This is a genomic window from Pseudoalteromonas sp. P1-16-1b (assembly GCF_001401785.1).
Lineage (GTDB): Bacteria > Pseudomonadota > Gammaproteobacteria > Enterobacterales > Alteromonadaceae > Pseudoalteromonas > Pseudoalteromonas undina.
This window is the reverse complement of record NZ_LKGQ01000039.1, coordinates 1-18,074: the sequence shown is the minus strand read 5'-3', so window position 1 is coordinate 18,074 and position 18,074 is coordinate 1. Positions and strand designations below refer to the sequence as shown.

General features: G+C 39.5%; 19 protein-coding genes. 8 read left to right on the top strand and 11 right to left on the bottom strand.

The genetic code is table 11. The features are described 5' to 3' along the window. The first annotated feature begins 443 nt into the window (after positions 1-443). Complete coding sequence (locus tag AN392_RS17825; RefSeq protein ID WP_010392562.1) at positions 444-932, top strand: RNA-binding protein; 489 nt, start codon at positions 444-446, stop codon at positions 930-932. Here the strand turns inward: AN392_RS17825 and AN392_RS17820 are convergent. Further along, entirely contained in the window at positions 916-2,040 is a 1,125-nt protein-coding gene (locus AN392_RS17820) for an aminotransferase class V-fold PLP-dependent enzyme (RefSeq protein ID WP_010392560.1), read from the bottom strand. The genes AN392_RS17825 and AN392_RS17820 overlap by 17 nt on opposite strands. Before the next feature lies 1 nt (position 2,041). Continuing rightward, entirely contained in the window at positions 2,042-3,211 is a 1,170-nt protein-coding gene (locus AN392_RS17815; RefSeq protein WP_055013450.1) for a monodechloroaminopyrrolnitrin synthase PrnB family protein, read from the bottom strand. Between the two features lie 136 nt (positions 3,212-3,347). On the opposite strand from AN392_RS17815, the gene AN392_RS17810 reads away from it, so the two are divergent. The 3 genes from AN392_RS17810 to AN392_RS17800 all read left to right on the top strand — a co-directional run bounded on the left by AN392_RS17810 (position 3,348) and on the right by AN392_RS17800 (position 7,835). Next, the gene (locus tag AN392_RS17810; RefSeq protein ID WP_055013449.1) at positions 3,348-3,803 is read left to right on the top strand and encodes an Lrp/AsnC family transcriptional regulator; all 456 of its coding nucleotides are present in this window, start codon (positions 3,348-3,350) and stop codon (positions 3,801-3,803) included. Positions 3,804-3,876: 73 nt separating this feature from the next. Then, positions 3,877-6,603: an ATP-binding protein gene (locus AN392_RS17805; protein WP_055013448.1), complete on the top strand. Its 2,727-nt coding sequence runs from the start codon at positions 3,877-3,879 to the stop codon at positions 6,601-6,603. 92 nt (positions 6,604-6,695) lie between these two features. Beyond that, complete coding sequence (locus AN392_RS17800) at positions 6,696-7,835, top strand: GNAT family N-acetyltransferase (RefSeq protein ID WP_055013447.1); 1,140 nt, start codon at positions 6,696-6,698, stop codon at positions 7,833-7,835. On the opposite strand, the gene AN392_RS17795 is transcribed toward AN392_RS17800, so the two are convergent. Further along, positions 7,812-8,402: a DUF938 domain-containing protein gene (locus AN392_RS17795; RefSeq protein WP_055013446.1), complete on the bottom strand. Its 591-nt coding sequence runs from the start codon at positions 8,400-8,402 to the stop codon at positions 7,812-7,814. The two genes, AN392_RS17800 and AN392_RS17795, sit on opposite strands and share 24 nt — an antisense overlap. A 193-nt stretch (positions 8,403-8,595) precedes the next feature. Between AN392_RS17795 and AN392_RS17790 the strand changes: the two genes are divergently transcribed. The 4 genes from AN392_RS17790 to AN392_RS17775 all read left to right on the top strand — a co-directional run bounded on the left by AN392_RS17790 (position 8,596) and on the right by AN392_RS17775 (position 11,413). Beyond that, positions 8,596-8,781 carry a hypothetical protein gene (locus AN392_RS17790; protein WP_008113269.1) on the top strand — a complete coding sequence of 62 codons (186 nt, stop codon included), beginning with the start codon at positions 8,596-8,598 and terminating at the stop codon, positions 8,779-8,781. Between the two features lie 213 nt (positions 8,782-8,994). After that, positions 8,995-10,374: a lyase family protein gene (locus AN392_RS17785; protein WP_055013445.1), complete on the top strand. Its 1,380-nt coding sequence runs from the start codon at positions 8,995-8,997 to the stop codon at positions 10,372-10,374. Between the two features lie 108 nt (positions 10,375-10,482). Further along, the gene (locus tag AN392_RS17780; RefSeq protein WP_200908294.1) at positions 10,483-11,001 is read left to right on the top strand and encodes a hypothetical protein; all 519 of its coding nucleotides are present in this window, start codon (positions 10,483-10,485) and stop codon (positions 10,999-11,001) included. Between the two features lie 10 nt (positions 11,002-11,011). Beyond that, positions 11,012-11,413, top strand: a complete 402-nt coding sequence (locus AN392_RS17775; protein ID WP_055013443.1) for a hypothetical protein — start codon at positions 11,012-11,014, stop codon at positions 11,411-11,413. 15 nt (positions 11,414-11,428) lie between these two features. On the opposite strand, the gene AN392_RS17770 is transcribed toward AN392_RS17775, so the two are convergent. The 8 genes from AN392_RS17770 to AN392_RS17735 form a co-directional block, all read right to left on the bottom strand. Then, the gene (locus AN392_RS17770; protein WP_021033113.1) at positions 11,429-11,614 is read right to left on the bottom strand and encodes a hypothetical protein; all 186 of its coding nucleotides are present in this window, start codon (positions 11,612-11,614) and stop codon (positions 11,429-11,431) included. A 63-nt stretch (positions 11,615-11,677) separates the two neighbouring features. After that, positions 11,678-11,998 (bottom strand): hypothetical protein, encoded by a 321-nt coding sequence (locus tag AN392_RS17765; RefSeq protein WP_010392540.1) that lies wholly within the window; start codon positions 11,996-11,998, stop codon positions 11,678-11,680. Beyond that, on the bottom strand, positions 11,995-12,633 hold the full coding sequence (locus AN392_RS17760) for a DUF4178 domain-containing protein (protein ID WP_055013442.1): 639 nt from the start codon (positions 12,631-12,633) through the stop codon (positions 11,995-11,997). The genes AN392_RS17765 and AN392_RS17760 overlap by 4 nt, the downstream gene beginning before the upstream one ends. Positions 12,634-12,704: 71 nt before the next feature. Next, on the bottom strand, positions 12,705-13,397 hold the full coding sequence (locus tag AN392_RS17755) for a PspA/IM30 family protein (protein WP_055013441.1): 693 nt from the start codon (positions 13,395-13,397) through the stop codon (positions 12,705-12,707). Positions 13,398-13,486: 89 nt separating this feature from the next. Next, on the bottom strand, positions 13,487-13,900 hold the full coding sequence (locus AN392_RS17750) for a YjfI family protein (protein WP_008113284.1): 414 nt from the start codon (positions 13,898-13,900) through the stop codon (positions 13,487-13,489). Positions 13,901-13,980: 80 nt separating this feature from the next. Beyond that, positions 13,981-15,702 carry a polyamine aminopropyltransferase gene (locus AN392_RS17745; RefSeq protein WP_055013440.1) on the bottom strand — a complete coding sequence of 574 codons (1,722 nt, stop codon included), beginning with the start codon at positions 15,700-15,702 and terminating at the stop codon, positions 13,981-13,983. Between the two features lie 4 nt (positions 15,703-15,706). Further along, on the bottom strand, positions 15,707-16,606 hold the full coding sequence (locus AN392_RS17740) for a DUF350 domain-containing protein (protein WP_041709155.1): 900 nt from the start codon (positions 16,604-16,606) through the stop codon (positions 15,707-15,709). A gap of 25 nt (positions 16,607-16,631) precedes the next feature. Continuing rightward, positions 16,632-17,564 (bottom strand): hypothetical protein, encoded by a 933-nt coding sequence (locus AN392_RS17735; RefSeq protein WP_008113289.1) that lies wholly within the window; start codon positions 17,562-17,564, stop codon positions 16,632-16,634. Positions 17,565-18,074 lie beyond the last annotated feature (510 nt).

Genomic DNA, 18,074 nt, shown 5'->3' with positions numbered 1-18,074 from the left:
GTGTCCGAGTGGCCGAAGGAGCTCCCCTGCTAAGGGAGTATAGAGTTTGTAGCTCTATCGAGGGTTCGAATCCCTCCCTCTCCACCATTACTGAATATAAGCCACTTAATTGTGGTTTTTTTGTGCCTGAATTTTAACTCCGTTAAAAACTGGGAGGGTGAGAACCCTCGACAGGGTTCGATAAAGTGTCGGGAACAGTTTAGGCCGCTGCAAGCGTCGCGTAGCGATTGATTACATGGATGTAAGCAAGTCTATCCCTCCCTCTCCACCATTACTGAATATAAGCCACTTAATTGTGGTTTTTTTGTGCCTAAATTTTAACAACCTATGGAATTGTTCGTTTTGGAAGGCATACTTAACTTAGGCTATTAAATTAAACAAATTGTATGGTGTTACAACTTAGTGCATTATAAATGGTACTTTAAACCAGCTTAGGTTTAACCATGGCAAAGCTAATATTACTACTGTGTTTTTTAGGTGCCTGCACTGTCAGCATGGCAAATGAAGTGACGGTTTTTAAATGCACCATTAAAGGAGTGCCGACTTTCAGTCAAACTCCTTGCGCTAAAGACGCTAAAGTGATCACGCTTAAAAACGTCAACATTATGCAAACCAATGCATTGCAATCTGAAAACGCCCTAGTTATCGATACCTCAGTTGATGACTACCTTGAGGTGCAACAAATAGAGCGCGATATTGTGAAGCTTGAGCTTAAAATAAAGCAATACCAGCAGGAATACGCGCAAAAGAAACAGCAAGTCGGTTACATGACCCAAGATAAAGCAAATCGTTTAGGCGCTGATTCGATTGCAGATGCAATTGCTACAGAAACTGCGGTACTTAAACAAAGATTTGAACCGCAAATAAAACAAGCACAACAACAAATAACGGCACTCACTCAAAAAAAACAACAGCTTAATCAGCAGCCTTAATTACCTTTTTCACCGTAGCAATAAACGCTTGTATCTCTGACGCTGTATTGTATATGTGCGGTGAAATACGAATACCGAGTTTGCGCACATCCACACTTATGTTTGCTGCCTCCAATGCCGCTAATACGGTTTGTTGATGCTCTGCAAAATCTAAAATAGCGGTACCACTGCACTGATCTTTATCGTTTGGCGATACTAAAAAAGCCGTCAGCTGCTGCTGAAGTAACGTTAACAACGCTAAATTATGCGCTCTCACTTTATCCACACCAAACTGGGCAATATATTCAATGCTATCAGCGGCAATAACATAAGGGAGTATAGAAGGCGTACCGCCCCAAAACCTAAGTGTTTTAGCGTTATATTGAAAATGCGTAATATCAAACTCGAATGGATTTTGATGTGAAAACCAACCAACATCTTTTGGTTCACATTGCGTTATTTGCTTTGGATTTACCCATAAATAGGCCGCACCTGGCCCCCCGCATAACCACTTCACACTTGAGCCAATCATAAAATCGGCATTTAACGCCGTTAGATCGACAGGGATAACCCCTGCCGATTGCGCCACATCAATTATTGAGAGTGTATTCGTGACTTTACTAAGCGCCACAATATCGTTTAAAGGAGCTTGTACACCCGTATTAGAATAAACATGACTAACAAACACACCATCAATCTCTGGGGTTAAATATCGCTGCCATACCTGCCTATCACTTAGATCTTCATGCTCGGGGATGAAACGTATTGTTGCACATGCAGGGAGTGCTTTTTGCATTACAAACCCCATACTTGGAAAGTCGGCCTGCGCCATTAATACCGTGCACTGTGGTTTATTAAATACGGGGTGCGACATAAGCAATTTAGTTAAACCACTAGATAAGTTAACCTGAGGACAAAACTGCTCACTTGGCGCATTAAATAGCCGCCCTAATGCACCCGTAAAATTTTCTATAGCTGGTAGCCATTGCTGCCATGGCTCTTTAGCACTTTCCTGCCAAGGAGTAAAAAACTGCTCAGTAGCATTTTCTAAAGTACTTTTTAGAGGACGACCAACAGAGTGGCTTAATAAATAGCAGCCCCTTGGCATACAAAAATCATTTTTAGCCATATTAGTTAATCCACTGTTTTAGCGTATTTAAGTCATCAAAACGCGTATTAATATCGTCTCGCTTAGCTGCTGCACGTCTATCCCTTAATTTAGCTAAGGAATCTAGCAGTACCGGTAAAGGTGGTCCACTGGCAGTTACTTTGCTTATATGCTGTTGTTGCATTTGCAGTGACGGTTGGGCAATAAACTTCTCAACCAACTGATTATGATGACCGATAGCGGTGTCACCATGTAATTTACACACTTGTATAAATAGTTTGCCGTGCTTTTGAAACCACTCTGTGTGTTTATATTGCTCGGCTTTTAAGAAGTCATCCATAAAGCTTTGCATACGCATGGCTTCTCGCAATATTTGTTGGTCCTCTGGCATCATATATAAAAATTTATCCACCAGCATTTGTGAGTAACTCGGCTCATTGGCACTGCAAAGCCCTAACAGCATATCAATAACATTAATGCCGGCAAAATCTCCCGCATTTGCACCACGGTAAACCTCTTTACCTACCCGGTAAGGCTTGTAGTATGGGCGTACACAATTAAAAAAACGCTCGGTATCAAGTTGAGTATACAAGGCATTATTCGACGCTATTACATCAATAAGTGCCGTTTTAACCACCTCAAGCAGTTCAGCCGTGACTGGGTGTGAAATACCTAATGGCAGTATTTTTAGTAAAGCATCACTCGCGCGCTTATACGCTAAAATACCTTGGGTGTTGTAATCTAAAAACAGAGCTTCATCATCAAGATTTGTAAACCGTTTATAGGTGCCATTAATGGCTTTATTATGAGTGGTTAAATGTGCGGTGGCAAAACGAGGAGTTACTCCAATAGAAGCACCAATATGCATAGCAAGCGCCGATGCTTCAACTAATGGTGAGGTTGTTTCTCTGCTCGGCTCTGTGATCTCATGCCTGCGACAAGCAGCCATAAACAAACCAACATTACCAAGCAAGTCGAATGCGCTATCAAATCCTTCGTCGGTATTACCTTCGGCTAATAAATCGCTGATCAACGCATTACCTTGCTCTTTCAAAGTCTGCTTTAAGTTATCCCCGATCTCTTCAACATTTGCCTTATCTGCTTGCTGCCAATACAACTCCTCTAATTGAGAGTTTAGGGCAACAAACTCAGACCTAATCCAATTATCAAATTTAGCTGTGTAAGAACTCATGACTACATCCTGTTATTATTATTTTTTAATGCTAGCAAAGATCCCAGAGGTTAAAACGCTAAAAAAAATAGTAAAAGCAGTTATTGTTAGCAATAATCACTATTATTAGATAGATAATTAATAAGATTCTACAACCATGTTAGATAATAAAGATCAGCAGCTACTCGTTGCCTTGCAATCGCAAGCCCGAATGTCGGTATCAGAATTAGCCAATACCATTAATCTCTCGGATACTCCTACTCTAAGGCGCATTAAAAAACTTGAGCAAGAACAGGTTATTATTGGTTATCACGCAGCTATTAACCCTAAGTCACTCAATCTTAATGTACTGGTTTATGCTTTCGTGCGACTGTGTCAAAACTCAGTGAGTGCTGCACAACAGTTTGAACAACATGTAGAAAAACTACCGCATGTACTTGAGTGCTCAGTGATCTCAGGCAGCCACGACTATTTATTAAAAATTATCTCTCAGGGTTTAGAAAGTTATGAGCAGTTTGTAAAGCACCAACTGGGAAGCTTAAGCTGTATCGCCAACATAGAATCAACCGTTGTATTAAAGCAGTCATTTAGTAAAAAACAGTTACCACTTTAAAAAATAATACTATTTAGTACTGATTCGCTATACTGAGATTCAACTATAAAAATAATATTAAACAAGGATGCATGTGAAGATTTTTCGTTCAACATCCAGTTCTTCTGCTTTTTACATATTGTTTGCGGTGGCTTATTTTGCAACTGGTAAGTTATTAACTAATTTTGCCTTCCAATCACAAGTAATCCCTATCTGGCTCCCTGCAGGTATTGCCCTAGTTGGCTGTTTTATCTGGTGGTGGCGTTTTATTCCGGCATTATTTATTGCCTCTGTCGCCTTTAATTTAAGTACCGGTGATAACGTTATTACTGATCAAGTTTTAATTGGCAATACATTAGAGCAGGTGTTACTAATCGGCTTTGGTGCTGTACTACAAGGGATGATTGGCGCAGCTTTTTTAAAATACTGGCTAGGTCATCCGCTGTTTTTAAAGAAGCGCCAATCAATAATTTATTTTATTTTTATCGTTGGTATTGTCGTTAGCCTAATATCGGCCAATATTGGCGTCTATGCTTTAAGTCAGTTTAACCCTGCTTACAGTATTGATAATCATTGGAGAAATGTTACTTTTTGGTGGCTTGGTGATTCTCTTGGTGTGCTGATCGCAACTCCTTTTATATTGGCGTTATTACAACCTAAATTTAAACGACATTACTTCACCCCACTACCTACCATCGCAGTTTGCTCGGTATTATTCATCTCTGTAGCTTTTACCACAAAGCTATATAATCAAGAGAGTTATTCAAATGCGATACAAATTGCCAAACGCGAAACATCTATCATTGAAAACAGTTTACTGAGCAATTTAAACCTCAGTCAAATAACCGTACAAAGCCTTGCAAGCCAAATACAATCAACACCGACTTTAAGCAAGCAAGAGTTTGATATTTACAGTGCTCAACTATTGGCTGAGCATTCATTTATTAAAGCATTTTCATGGAACCGCAAAATTAACCAGGCTCAGGTCAGTGACTTTAACAAACAGCTTGATGAAATTTATAATACACACAACTTTGCTCCGAGCATTAAAGGCGCCCCATTATCAAACAACGATCCATTGGTGATTATCACTTATATTGCTCCTTTGTCAGAAAACCAATCCGCCATAGGTTTTAATCTCAACTCTCGTAAAGATCGTCGTGAGACTTTACTCGATCCACGTATCAAAAATCGCCCTGTCGGTACTAAAATAATTCAATTAGTTCAAACACAGCGACCTGAACCCGCGTATTTATTATTTTCTCCTGTGTATCAACAAAATAATGAGATTGCATCAATTAAAGGCTACGCAACAGGTGTATTTTTAGTAAAAAACATACTTGCTCAGTCGCTTACCCAAGCACAAAATAAAATGTTTAATATCGCTATTTATGAAGCTAATGCTACCATCCCGTTTTATTCAAATGCCGAAAATATTCCAACCAAAAGCAATAAGCTTACAACTATCGAAATTAATTTTGCAGGACAAACATGGCTAGTAGATTTAGCGATTAAAGATGAATTCTTACCGCATCAAACTAATAACATGACACTCTTTTTGCTTATTTTACAGGTCATTGTCAGCTCACTCATTTTACTGATATTACTGTTGTTTAATCACCAACACCTTGCACTTTCACGTTTGGTAGCAGAGCGTACTCGCTCTCTCGTTAAGGCTAAACAGCATTCTGATTTGGCAAATCAAGCTAAAAGCCGGTTTTTAGCAAATATGAGCCATGAAATTCGCACCCCGCTTAACGCTGTGATCGGCTTTTCAACCTTAGCTAAAAATGAAGATAGTCCTGAAACTCTTTCTGATTATTTAAATAAAATTAATTTAGCATCTAACTCATTATTAAGTTTAATCAATGATGTACTCGATATCTCTAAAATTGAATCACAAAAACTAACCTTAGAAGTTGCTCCTTTTGATTTGAATGCTCTTCTTGCTCGGATCAGTAGCATGTTCGAGCAAAGCGCTGAACAAAAAGGTATTAACTGGAAAGTTGATAACCAATTACCCACCGACATTTGGTTTGAAGGTGATGTTATGCGAATTGAGCAAATTTTATTAAACCTGTGTAGTAACGCTATTAAGTTTACTTACGAAGGTGAAGTAAGTATTAGCGCATACAGCAAGGAGATCGCCGATAAACGTCATCAAATTACCTTGGCTATTAGGGACTCGGGTATCGGTATTGCCGCTTCAGAGCAAAGTAAATTATTTGATGCATTCACCCAAGCTGATAGCTCAACATCACGTAAGTTTGGTGGTACAGGGCTTGGTTTGGCAATCGCAAAAGAACTTAGCTTATTAATGTCTGGAGATATCAAAGTACAAAGTGAGCCAGGTAAAGGCTCCACTTTTACTCTGTCTGTCGAGTTAAATACCTGTGCTGTACAACAAGTAACGGCGAAGCACTCGCAACAGCATGTTGATTTAAGCAAACTAAAAATACTGGTTGCAGAAGATAACAGCGTCAATCAATTAGTGATAAAAGCAATGCTTAGCTCTTTGGGGATCACCCCAACATTGGTTGAAAATGGAGAGTTGGCAGTAGAACAAGTTAAAATAAATGACTTCGATTTAGTGTTAATGGATTGCCAAATGCCAGTTATGGACGGTTACCAGGCCACCGCATTGATACGGAAAACTAAAAGTGCTGAACAATTACCTGTGATCGCCTTAACCGCTGATGTAATGCCTGAAGATAAAGCCAATGCCTTAGCAATTGGTTTTAACGAACATCTTGCAAAACCTCTCGAACTCGATAAGCTCACACAATGCTTATCTCAATATATCGAGCAGGATGAACCATAAGGTTTTATCCAAAATAGAAAACCGAATATGGCTGTCGAATTATTATCAAAATTAACAAGTAACACACAGACAACAGTAGTAGGCAAAGCATTATGAGCCACTTTTCTCACAGTTGGTTTAATAGTATTAATCAAATTGATGCTACACAGTGGCATCAATTTTTTGGTAATGACCCATTCACCCAACATGCTTTTTTATACGCACTTGAGCAAAGCCAATGTGTAAGTGCTAAAACAGGTTGGCAGCCTCATCACTTAGCCGTTTATGAAGGCGATAAACTCATTGCGCTTGCCCCTGGCTACTTAAAAGCGCACTCCTACGGTGAATATGTATTTGACTGGGCATGGGCCGAAGCTTATGAAAAAAATGGCTTAAATTATTACCCTAAATGGCTATGTGGTATTCCCTTTAGCCCGATTGAGGGACAAAGAATACGTATTATGCATAGCAATCCAAAGCTAGTGTATAAGTACATAACAGAGCAACTTAAAAGCCACTGCGTAGAACAGGCATGGTCAGGCTGGCATGTAAACTTTTGCGACAAAGCACAAGCCACCCATCTTTATGATACCGGTGCTATGCGAAGAATCGGCGTGCAGTTTCAATGGTTTAATAATAACTTTAAAGATTTTGACGATTTTTTAAAAACCTTTAATGCCCGAAAACGTAAAGCCGTTAAAAAAGAGCGCGCTAAAATCACAGAGCAAAATATCAGTATTGAATGGCTCAAAGGCGAGAAAATCACTACCGCTACAATGCAGCTTTTTTGTGAGTTTTATCAACGCACTTATTTAAAACGATCGGGTCATTTAGGCTACTTAAACAGTGATTTTTTTAGCTTGTTACACGCTTTAATGGCTGACAAATTGCTCATTATGCTAGCCAAAAGAGACCAGCAAGTAATTGCCGCCACCTTAAGCTTAATTGATGATAATACCCTTTACGGCCGCTATTGGGGTGCTAGTGAAGAGATAGATTCGCTTCACTTTGAGCTGTGTTATTACCAAGGGATTGATTATGCTATTAAGCATAACATTCAGTGCTTTAATGCTGGGGCACAAGGAGAGCATAAAATCGCTCGTGGTTTTCAACCGGTAATCACTTACTCTGCCCATCACATTGTTCACCCCGATTTTAATAATGCAATTGCAGATTACTTAGAACGCGAATGCCAACATATCGAAATTTACAGACAACAATGTAGCACTTTATTGCCGTTTAAAAATGAGTAACTGATTATTTGCAGGCATCGCAGTATCGCTGAGTAACTTAAGCCCATATTGCACTGCAAGCTGTTCAACCGCTTCGAAATCACGAATACCACTAAGCGGATCGCGACTTTGCAATAAACTATTAAATTCATCATTACTGGGGCTGGTAAACTCCCCTTTATATTTGAAAGGGCCATATACACACACCACCCCTTGCTGGTTTAAGTGCTGATTTACTCCAGCAAAAAAACGCGTAATTAACTCCCAGCTCACTATGTGAAAAGTATTAGCAGTATATACCGCATCCACTTTATTTACTGGCCAAGAATAGTTTAGATCAAGTAATAAAGGCGGATGCAAGTTTGCCAGTTGCACCTCATCATGCCATAACTTTATTCCTTGATGATTAACCTCTCGATCACTGGTATACCATTGTAAATGTGACAATTTTTTGGCAAAGAAAACACTATGCTGACCCGTCCCCGAGCCTATCTCAAGTACTGATGCTGCATTTTGCAATGCAGGCTGCAAAGCCGTAAGTATATGATTTTTATTATTTTCGCAGGCTTGTGAAAACGGTTTGGTCATACTGATGCACCTAAATTGCAAATGAATGCACAATAGTAAAACAAATTTCAGCTATTCTGTCGTGAGTAAATTGACCAAAAAAATAAAATAACATCAATTTCAATACGTTAAATTATCTTTACCGAGCTGGTACGCTATATGCTTTTATTAAATTACTCACTTAATGAGTACTAAACTACAAAAGGATAACATTATGTATATTTCACCTTATACCGCAGTAGATGCTGCAATGGCAGTTACAGACAAAAGCCTAGATAAAACGAGTTATGAAACAGATTGTAGAGCAACGGTTATCGACTTACTTTCTCATGTAAAAAATACTCAAAAGGCACAAAACAAACATGAAACAGACCAAATATTTATTCTTGGCTACAATTAAAATTCTGTTTAGCCTTGTAACCGGCTGTTTATATAAATACATTATTTAAGTCGACTTAAAATCAGTTTAAGTCGACTTTTTATTTTGTTCCATCATTAGCTTACCTTGACGCCCTCTACTTTTTAGCTATACCGTTGTAAATAGTAATAACAGCACCATATCTTTTTATATAGCGTAGTTAAATGTCATATATTCTCTTTTATAGGAGTACTAATGAGTAACTTTAGAACAGAATCAGATAGCATGGGCACACTCAACGTGCCCGCTGACGCACTTTATAAAGCACAGACCCAACGCGCCATTAATAACTTTACGATCAGCAGCCTCACAATGCCGCAACAATTTATTATTGCCTTAGCGTATATCAAGCAAGCTGCTGCAATAGCCAATTTCAAACTAGGCCATTTAGATAAAACGAAAGCAAATGCGATCGATCATGCCTGCCAAGAAATTATTGATGGTAAGCATTATGAGCATTTCCCCGTTGATATTTTTCAAACTGGCTCAGGTACTAGCTCAAATATGAATGCTAATGAGGTCATTGCGAGCTTAGCCTCAAAACAAGCTAACCAAGCTATTCACCCAAATGACGATGTGAATATGGGGCAAAGCTCTAATGACGTTATTCCCACTGCGATTGCTTTGAGTAGTGCGATCAGCGTTGATAAAAAATTACTGCCAGCACTAGCAAATTTAGCAGACGCCTTAGAGCAAAAAAAAGCAGACATCGGCCACATAGTTAAAACTGGGCGCACTCATTTAATGGATGCAATGCCAATAACTTTTGAGCAAACACTCAGCGCATGGCAATCGCAGGTAAAGCATGCAGCTAGCGGTATTGAGCATGCACTAATACGTGTCTGTGAGCTAGCGCAAGGTGGCACAGCAGTAGGTACAGGTATTAATGCCGACCCACAATTTGCCGCTCTATTTGCCACACAGCTAACTGAAAAGGTAGGGATTCAATTTACCCCTAGCGATAACTTTTTTTATAATATTGGATCACAAGATGCGATTGTCGCTTTATCAGGACAGCTAAAAGTCTATGCAGTTGCACAAATGAAAATAGCCAACGATTTACGTTGGATGAACTCAGGCCCACTTGCGGGATTTTCAGAAATTGAACTTGAAGCATTACAGCCTGGCTCATCAATTATGCCGGGTAAAGTGAATCCGGTGATCCCAGAAGCCGCTGCAATGGTTAGCGCCCAAGTCATTGGTAACGACGCAACCATTACGGTTGCAGGCCAAGCTGGCAACTTTGAGCTTAACGTAATGCTGCCGGTAATCGCTTACAATATTTTGCAAAGTGCCGAGATACTCGCTAATAGCGCGCAAGCGTTGGCAGATAAAGCCATTGCTAGCTTTAAAGTTAATCAAACTCAGATTGATAAAGCATTAACTAAAAACCCGATTTTAGTGACTGCGCTAAACCCTGTTATTGGCTACGAAAAAGCAGCAAAAATTGCTAAGCAAGCTTATCAGCAAGCACAGCCAATTATTGATATCGCTGAGCAAGAAACCGACCTATCTCGATCAGAATTAGAGGCATTACTCAATCCAGCTAAATTAACGCAAGGCGGGTTAACTTAAAAACTCTCCTTATCACCTCTTTAATATGTTGATAGTAGAGTTTTTATTGCTGTAATGAATGCACAGTGTATGATAGTGATGAATAATTCATCACTATCAGGAACGATTATGCGTACTCCATTACTCGCTCTACTGCTACCGCTTTGCTTAACGGCGTGCTTAGAAACAACCTCAAATAAAACTGAGCAAACTAAAACCAATGCGGTAGAAAATACGTCTACGCCGATACCGCAACAAAAATTACCACAAGCGAATAAGCAAAATAAAATAGCACAGCCATTACCAGCTGATGCAGCAAAAGAAGTGTCGCTTGATGATATTAAAACAGCAAAAGATAAGCTAAACAGCCTCATAGCAGATAAGCAATGTTCAACGAGTTCACAGTGTAAAGTGAATGCTGTTGGTAGCCGTGCCTGTGGTGGACCGAGCGATTATATTGTGTACTCTACACAAAGCGCCCCCCAAAAACAGGTTTCAACCCTAAGCGATACAATTACTCAATTGGAAAGTACTTATAATGCGCAAAAAGGCATGATGAGTATTTGCCAACATTTAACTGCGCCTAGTACCCAGTGCGTTGAAAATAAATGTGTTAAACTTGAAGGCTCTGCGGTAAGTGTATTTTAAGGATTAGATTATGAGTTGTTTGTCATCCGTAATTAAACTATCAGCTGCCAGTGTTGTCATGACTATGCTGCTTAGCGGTTGCAGTAGCGCACTAACACCAAGCACAGCTCAAAACGCGAGTGAATCTGTTTTAAATACTCAGCTTAATGAGCTTACAAGTAATAAAAGCTGCACAGCCAGTTATCAATGTAAGGTGTTAGGTGTTGGCTCGCGTGTCTGTGGAGGGCCGAGTAAGTATGTTGTATATTCAACATTAAATAACTCTCAAAAGCATGCCGAGCAATTAGCACAAAAAATCACTCAGCAAGAACAACAAAATAACACTGCGCTTGAGTTCGATGACTGTTCAACAGTGCTAGAAGTTCACTCTTTATGTATTGATAACCAATGTAAAACCGTTAATTACCAGTAGCAATTCGTTTCGGTGTTAATTTAATAGTGGTATTAACACCGAAATAACCACTACCATGAAAATACATACACCAGCCTTAAAAATGTATTCCAAAGGCATGTTCTTTTGTACCCAATAAGCATATATAAAACGCACAAAGTAACTTGCCGCTGTGCCAAATAACGCAAACATAAGTAAGTAGGCAATCAATATAATATTCACAGCTGCACTTCTTTAGAAATAATAACCTCAGTGTAAGTATTTTATATAAAGAAGGCAAAAGGGTTACTTAGTCTTTTTTGTATGCTCAATAAGTAGATCTGCTACCTGTTGCTTTACCGCTCTTTTATCATCTACTGCAACTTCAAACCGACTAGCCAATTGCGCTATTTCATCATCATTTAAATTAAACGATAAACGCTGCCGTGTTTTTTTAGACTTTACATCAAGGCCTAAAATTTTGCGGATCATATCTGAGGGAGTAAGCTCTTGGTCGATAGCTTGTTTTTTTATCGACTTTTGTACCTCACTACTCAAATCAAAGGCCATTTGCGTGGCGCGCACAGCTTGCTCTTGGCGCAACCACTTGTCTTTAGCATCACTCACTGGGCATCTCCAGGAAACAAGTCAACAATATCGCTAATTGGGCGAGTTAATGTCAGTGATACTTCTGTTTCACCTCCCTCCCAAATTTCGATATTAACGCTATGCCCTTCATCGGGTGACGCTAAACAAATCATTTCACAGGGCTCACCACCGTCTTGCTCATAGCGAGGTAGCGCTTGGCCACGAAAATCTTTATTATGAAAATAACATACATAAGGTGATTCACTTTGTTGATAACTGCCAGCTAAAAACTGTATAAAACGCTCAGGCGTATTTTTAACTGTAATATGCGTTAACGATTCTTCATCAAAAATACGTGAAAACTCATCCAAACCAAATACTTCATCAACATCATCACGCTGAATCTTTATTGAGAAATTTGCCCACTGCTCACCATCGTTTTGTTCTATTTGTAAAAACACCACTTGGCCTGTGTTAGTTTCAAGTACGAATTCAGTATCACTACTATGTTGGTACTGATACGTTTGCACATCAATAACGCGAAGTGTTTGGCCTTTGAGCCATGCAGGATAAGCAAACGAGTCAATCACTGTAAACATGTCACCTTTTTTAAGGTCACTCGCGTGATTAAGCTGACGTTCTGGCTTTTTTTTAGATTTGAAAAAATTAAACATATAAGGTGCCTCTGTAAGCAAAAAAGGTAACGGAGCAAAACTCGGTTACCTTTTTAATATGGTTCTAAATGTTAGCTATTTTGCTTCGCTTTAATGCGCGCTAAAATATCAGCACTTTTTGGATTGGTATCACCAATACCCGCTTCAGCCATTTTAGCTTTTAAATCATCGCCATTAACATCTGCTTCTAGAGACTTTGCAGCACCTAATTGATCAGTACGGTCTTGTTGGCGTTGCTTAATGCGCTCAAGCGACTGACGAGCTGATGTCATCGACGAGCTATTAGTATTAAGCGTGCTATTTACAGCCATTGTCGCTTGTTGAACGCTTTCTGTGGTTTTAACCATAGTAAGCTGACGCTGGTTTTCTTTAATTGATTTTTCAGCATCTTTAACTTGCTGCTTCAAGGTCACTATGTGATTAGTAAAGCCCGCTAATACTTGCTCGTGTTCGGCTTTCTCAGCTTCAAAGTCACCAATTTTTTCTGCAATTTCTAATGCTAATGCTTCATTCCCTTTTTCAAGGGCTTGACCTGCATACGCTTCGTGCTCAGCAATTGATGCATCTACAGCGCTAATTTTACGCTTAGTTTGCATCTCTTTAGCCATTACTTCTGTCAGGCTTTTTTTAGCACGATTCAGTGCATTTTGTGCATCGGCAATTTCTTGTTCAAAAATACGAATACCATTCGCATCAACAATTGCTTCGCCCGCTTCACGCGCGCCACCACGTACCGCTGTAAATAATTTTTTTAAAATACTCATAATCTTAACTCCAAAAACTTGTTTATATCCTATTAGGTAAAGCGAGAGCCATATACTATTAGCAATCAGCACTTACCTATGCGGGTATCCTAATCGTTTAAATACAAGGTCACGGCTTCTAGTGCATCAATTGCGTTATCCGCTAACGTCACTAGTTCGTGGGTAACGTCATCTAATGATGAATTTACCGAAAGTGCACCAAAAATCGCATATTTATTATCGATTTTGGCAAATGCACTTAGCGGAATTGGCACGTTTAAACGCAGTAGTGTTTCGTTTAACTCGTCGCGTAACTCGCTTTTTACTTCGTCTTCACCAAACAAGTAGCTAATACATAATAATTGCTCTTGTGTTTGGGTAACAAAAATTGGAAGCTCATCGTTTCCATCAACAATGACTTGTAAAACATCTTGCTCACCTGGATTGGCAATCAAGAAAGACTCAAAGTTAGCACCCTCAGTTTCAAAAGACGCTAATTTTATTGAAAGTTCATTTAATTCCATGTCTCTGCCTTTTTGTCGTTTGACATATTATGTCTGAGTTAAGATTCGCATGGTCGACATATTATGTCAACCATGTTTTATTAATTTTTATACAATTCACTTTCTATTTGCCAAGCAGCTCGGTAATAATCATATAAGCGACCAGAGCCTAACCTATTGACTTCAATATCGTTAACTTGTTCAAAATAGTTATTAGGAAATGCAAAACTGGCTAATAAATATTTTTTACTAATCCACCGAGATGGCACTGGCATATCCGCTATATTGTTAATACGTGCACTTGGTGATTGACCCATTTTAGTAGCAATAGTCCACCCCCACTGACCAAACGAAGGGATGTTTTGCTGATATTGCTCTACATAATCAAAACCTGCGGCTTTCACCGTTTTAGCAATACTTAAAAATGCCTTTTTCGCATGATAAGGCGAGGTTGACTGTACCGCCATAGCACCATCAGGTGCCAATAATTGACGCACATGGTTATAAAAATAGTCGCTATACATCTTATTCAGATCGGGATGATTAGGGTCTGGCAGGTCAATTAGGATAGTATCGAACTGCTTTGACTGATCCAGTAGCCTTTCAACTTCTAAAAATGCATCACCCACAATAATATTTGCTCGGGGGTCATGCATCGATTCATTATTGAGTGCCATTAATCGCTGTTTAATATCATCAGGCGGTGTGTATTTGTTATCTTTATGACCAAATAAATTGAGTAGCTGTCCATCTAAATCAATTAAAGTCACTTCCTCAACCGGCCACTTTAATACATCACGCATGGCCAATCCGTCACCGCCACCAATAATCAAAACACGGTCATGACGATTAGATGCGAGCATTGCAGGATAAACCAGCATTGAGTGATATATTTGCTCATCAATACTTGAGAACTGCAAACGACCATTTAAGTATAGATCAGTGATTGGCTGTGGCTGATTTTTACTTAAGCGTTCGGTTAACACCACATGCTGGTATTTCGTTGCTTGGGAATAAATAACTTTATCTTTGTATAGTACGTTACTTAGATTATCCATCCAGCTACTACCAAACTGCAAAATAAAAGCGAATAACACCAGCAGTAATATATGGCAAACCAATAGCAACTTAGCAAAGCGTACATAGCTATGATAACGCCATAAAAAGGCAAGGCCGGCAATAATGTTAAATAGCGCTGTCCAAGCAGCGGCTTGCATTATTGGCATCGCGAGCATAATACTCACCCAAATTGCCGCGCCAATACCGGCGCCAATATAGTCAGCCCCATATATAGTGCCGGCGTTATTTTCTAAAAAACGTCCATAAACATGCTGGCGAATACGCGCAATAAGCGGTATTTCCATACCAATAAATAGCCCTAATATTAAGCCAAATACATAAGGTAAAAAGCGAGACCACTCTTGCAGCTTTTGAAACACATAACCATTAAGAATAACGTCAGGTGGAATATTAAAAATACTTGAGAATAAATGAGGGAGTGAATAACTAACAGCAATGATACTGGCAATGGCTAATATACAGCCCATACCTATGAGCGCAATAATGCTTTCTAGCCAAGCAAATGCGGTAAAGGCATCTTTAAACCAACGCGCTAAAAATGCACCCATCCCCATAGCTACAATCATAGTGCCTATCATGGCGTAAATTGCACTCTCAACTGAGCCTAGTACTCGGCCAGCGTAATGAGAAAGTAAGTATTCATAAATAAGGCCGCATCCTGCGAGTACGGCCATAACAGTGATCAGTAAAATATCATGCCCAAGTAAATTAAATTTACTTGGGGAAGCTTGAGTTGATGACACGTGATTATGCACCCAGTAGTGTGGCCATAGTGATCCCGACAGCAAATGACACTGCTGCAGAAATAGCGGCAACACCCACATTCTTTTGACGATTCACTTCATCTGAAATATTACACCCAGCAAGAATGATTTTAATCGTCAGTAAGTGCAGTAAAATGAAAGCAACCAAACTAACAACGGCACTTAGCGCCCAGTAAAGTAAACTCGCGTTAATATTATCGGCAGCATAGGGAGCAATACCTGTTGCAGCAGTAATGGCTAATGCACTACCAATTAAAAAGCCGGCATAGCGAACACCTACTGCTAAATTACCATCAACAATGGCTTGTTGTAGGCAATCACCGCTTTTATTGGTGCGTTTAAATAACTGCACTCGGTATTGGCTTACTAAAAGCAGTACCACACTACCAATCACAAAAGCGGCAATCACAATAGGAATGCCATGCCAGCCTTCGGTAGCAACCCACAATAGTGCAGAGCGAATAACCACCGCAACACTAACTACATGGCCAAAATCAATAATTGACGCAGTAACGTTACCTTTGACTATTTCGTTATGTAGGCTTACTTTACGCAATGCCACTTTATCTTGAAAAAAGTGACCCAGCTTTATAAGCAAAATTGCTAATGCACCATAGCCAAGCATTAACAGAGCTTCTTTTTGTAACGTAGCAGCAAAAGCACCACTACTTACACCCGTTAATACAATCGCAAGGGCAACTAAGCCAGCGGCAAAGCTTATTCCGAATGCAAAGTTATCTCGCTCGGTAATTTCATCATTAGCATGTAAATTAGACACCCAACCTTTAATATACTTTAGGCTCACAAACAGTAAGATGATAATTGCAAAGTCTACTGACAGTGCTTGCAAAGACCACATAGTTATTCCATTAAATTCATACATATTATTCTAACTCCAACATTATTCTTTACTTACCACGACTTACGCCGCGCGAGGTTCTGCTACTGCTATTACGAACCGATCCTGAATTATTGCTATAACTACTCGCTCTTGAGTAACTGCTGCGACTTTTAGGCGGCGTATAACTGCTGCGACTCAAACCTGATGCACCTGTTTTTTTACTCGCATAAGGACTAGTGAACTGCTTGCCTTGGCGTTGGTAAGATTGTCGTGTACGTGTTTCTAATGCACTTTGGGTTTTTATTTGTTTAGGGCTTGAGTAACGAGTACGACCATAGTCATTGTAGTAACTATACTTACGGCGTTTACTCCAACTTCCGTATTCAACTCGGTCAAATACATCACCCAAAATACGGTACATGCCGTACCATTGCCAAAAGCTAATACCGCTACTATTCGTTTGCCAATTACCATAGTTAGGATTACCTACCATTTGGTTACCGACCCCTTGGCCTTCAGCTTTTTGGCTTATAGCACCAACTCGTGCCAAAGAACCATTCGACATATCCGCAAGCATATTAATAGGATCGGTTAAGGCATCAGAAAATAACGTTGGCTTGGCGGCTTCACGCAATAAATCAATATTGTATAAAGTGTCTTCGTAAGGAGGAATTAAGTAATTACCCTTAATATCATCAAGGCGTTGGGTTAAGCCACTATAAAGGGCTCCCTGGCGTGTGGCATCAAGGCTAACTACATCAACAACCTTACTGAGTTCAGGCTGCTGTTGTTTAAGGATACGACTGTATTCTTTAAGAATAATCGCATTACGTATACTACCATTATCAAGTGCTTTACCAAGCTGAGTAAGCTCGACATCGGCCTTTTTAATGGACTCTTGAATTGTTTGTTGTAGCTGTTCTTCTTTAGATTGACAACCAATCAGTGCTGTAAACAAACAAAACAGGCTGAGAAGTTTCCAAGCTTTTATATTCGACATTCATGTCACCTGATTTACTAAATTATCCTAGATAGTTTTACACAGGACAGTTATTAAACCAACAATGAAATTGCAACAAGATGATAATTTAGGGACTAGTTTAAAGATGCAAGGAGAATAACTAAGATCAGTAAAGACGGAGTGCTGATGGTAATACTTCAAAACTGAGGGCTGTACACTAACTTATATTTGGAGTGGGTGCGCTACTTCGTTGCGATGACGCAGTAGAATGCCTTAGGGTCGGCTCTGATCAATTCTCTTCCTTTAACCTAATACCTCTTTTACTTTATTCCAAACGTAAAAAAGCCCGACTCATCCTCTGTCGTGTTCTTCGTGTTCTTTTATCCCTGGGTTTCGAATACTCAACCCATGCTACGGTGGTCAGGTTGACGCTGTGCAACTGATAGCTGACGGCTAATACTTTCACTTTTCTGCAGACGTAAAAAAGCCCGACTCTTTCGAATCGGGCTTTCTTGTATTTGGAGCCTGGTAATGTCCTACTTTCACATA

Bases quoted from the DNA above. Each gene is read 5' to 3' on its own strand.
- AN392_RS17825 (WP_010392562.1), top strand. From the start codon at position 444: ATGGCAAAGCTAATATTACTACTGTGTTTTTTAGGTGCCTGCACTGTC.
- AN392_RS17820 (WP_010392560.1), bottom strand. From the start codon at position 2,040: ATGGCTAAAAATGATTTTTGTATGCCAAGGGGCTGCTATTTATTAAGC.
- AN392_RS17815 (WP_055013450.1), bottom strand. From the start codon at position 3,211: ATGAGTTCTTACACAGCTAAATTTGATAATTGGATTAGGTCTGAGTTT.
- AN392_RS17810 (WP_055013449.1), top strand. From the start codon at position 3,348: ATGTTAGATAATAAAGATCAGCAGCTACTCGTTGCCTTGCAATCGCAA.
- AN392_RS17800 (WP_055013447.1), top strand. From the start codon at position 6,696: ATGAGCCACTTTTCTCACAGTTGGTTTAATAGTATTAATCAAATTGAT.
- AN392_RS17795 (WP_055013446.1), bottom strand. From the start codon at position 8,402: ATGACCAAACCGTTTTCACAAGCCTGCGAAAATAATAAAAATCATATA.
- AN392_RS17790 (WP_008113269.1), top strand. From the start codon at position 8,596: ATGTATATTTCACCTTATACCGCAGTAGATGCTGCAATGGCAGTTACA.
- AN392_RS17785 (WP_055013445.1), top strand. From the start codon at position 8,995: ATGAGTAACTTTAGAACAGAATCAGATAGCATGGGCACACTCAACGTG.
- AN392_RS17780 (WP_200908294.1), top strand. From the start codon at position 10,483: ATGCGTACTCCATTACTCGCTCTACTGCTACCGCTTTGCTTAACGGCG.
- AN392_RS17775 (WP_055013443.1), top strand. From the start codon at position 11,012: ATGAGTTGTTTGTCATCCGTAATTAAACTATCAGCTGCCAGTGTTGTC.
- AN392_RS17760 (WP_055013442.1), bottom strand. From the start codon at position 12,633: ATGTTTAATTTTTTCAAATCTAAAAAAAAGCCAGAACGTCAGCTTAAT.
- AN392_RS17755 (WP_055013441.1), bottom strand. From the start codon at position 13,397: ATGAGTATTTTAAAAAAATTATTTACAGCGGTACGTGGTGGCGCGCGT.
- AN392_RS17750 (WP_008113284.1), bottom strand. From the start codon at position 13,900: ATGGAATTAAATGAACTTTCAATAAAATTAGCGTCTTTTGAAACTGAG.
- AN392_RS17740 (WP_041709155.1), bottom strand. From the start codon at position 16,606: ATGTATGAATTTAATGGAATAACTATGTGGTCTTTGCAAGCACTGTCA.
- AN392_RS17735 (WP_008113289.1), bottom strand. From the start codon at position 17,564: ATGTCGAATATAAAAGCTTGGAAACTTCTCAGCCTGTTTTGTTTGTTT.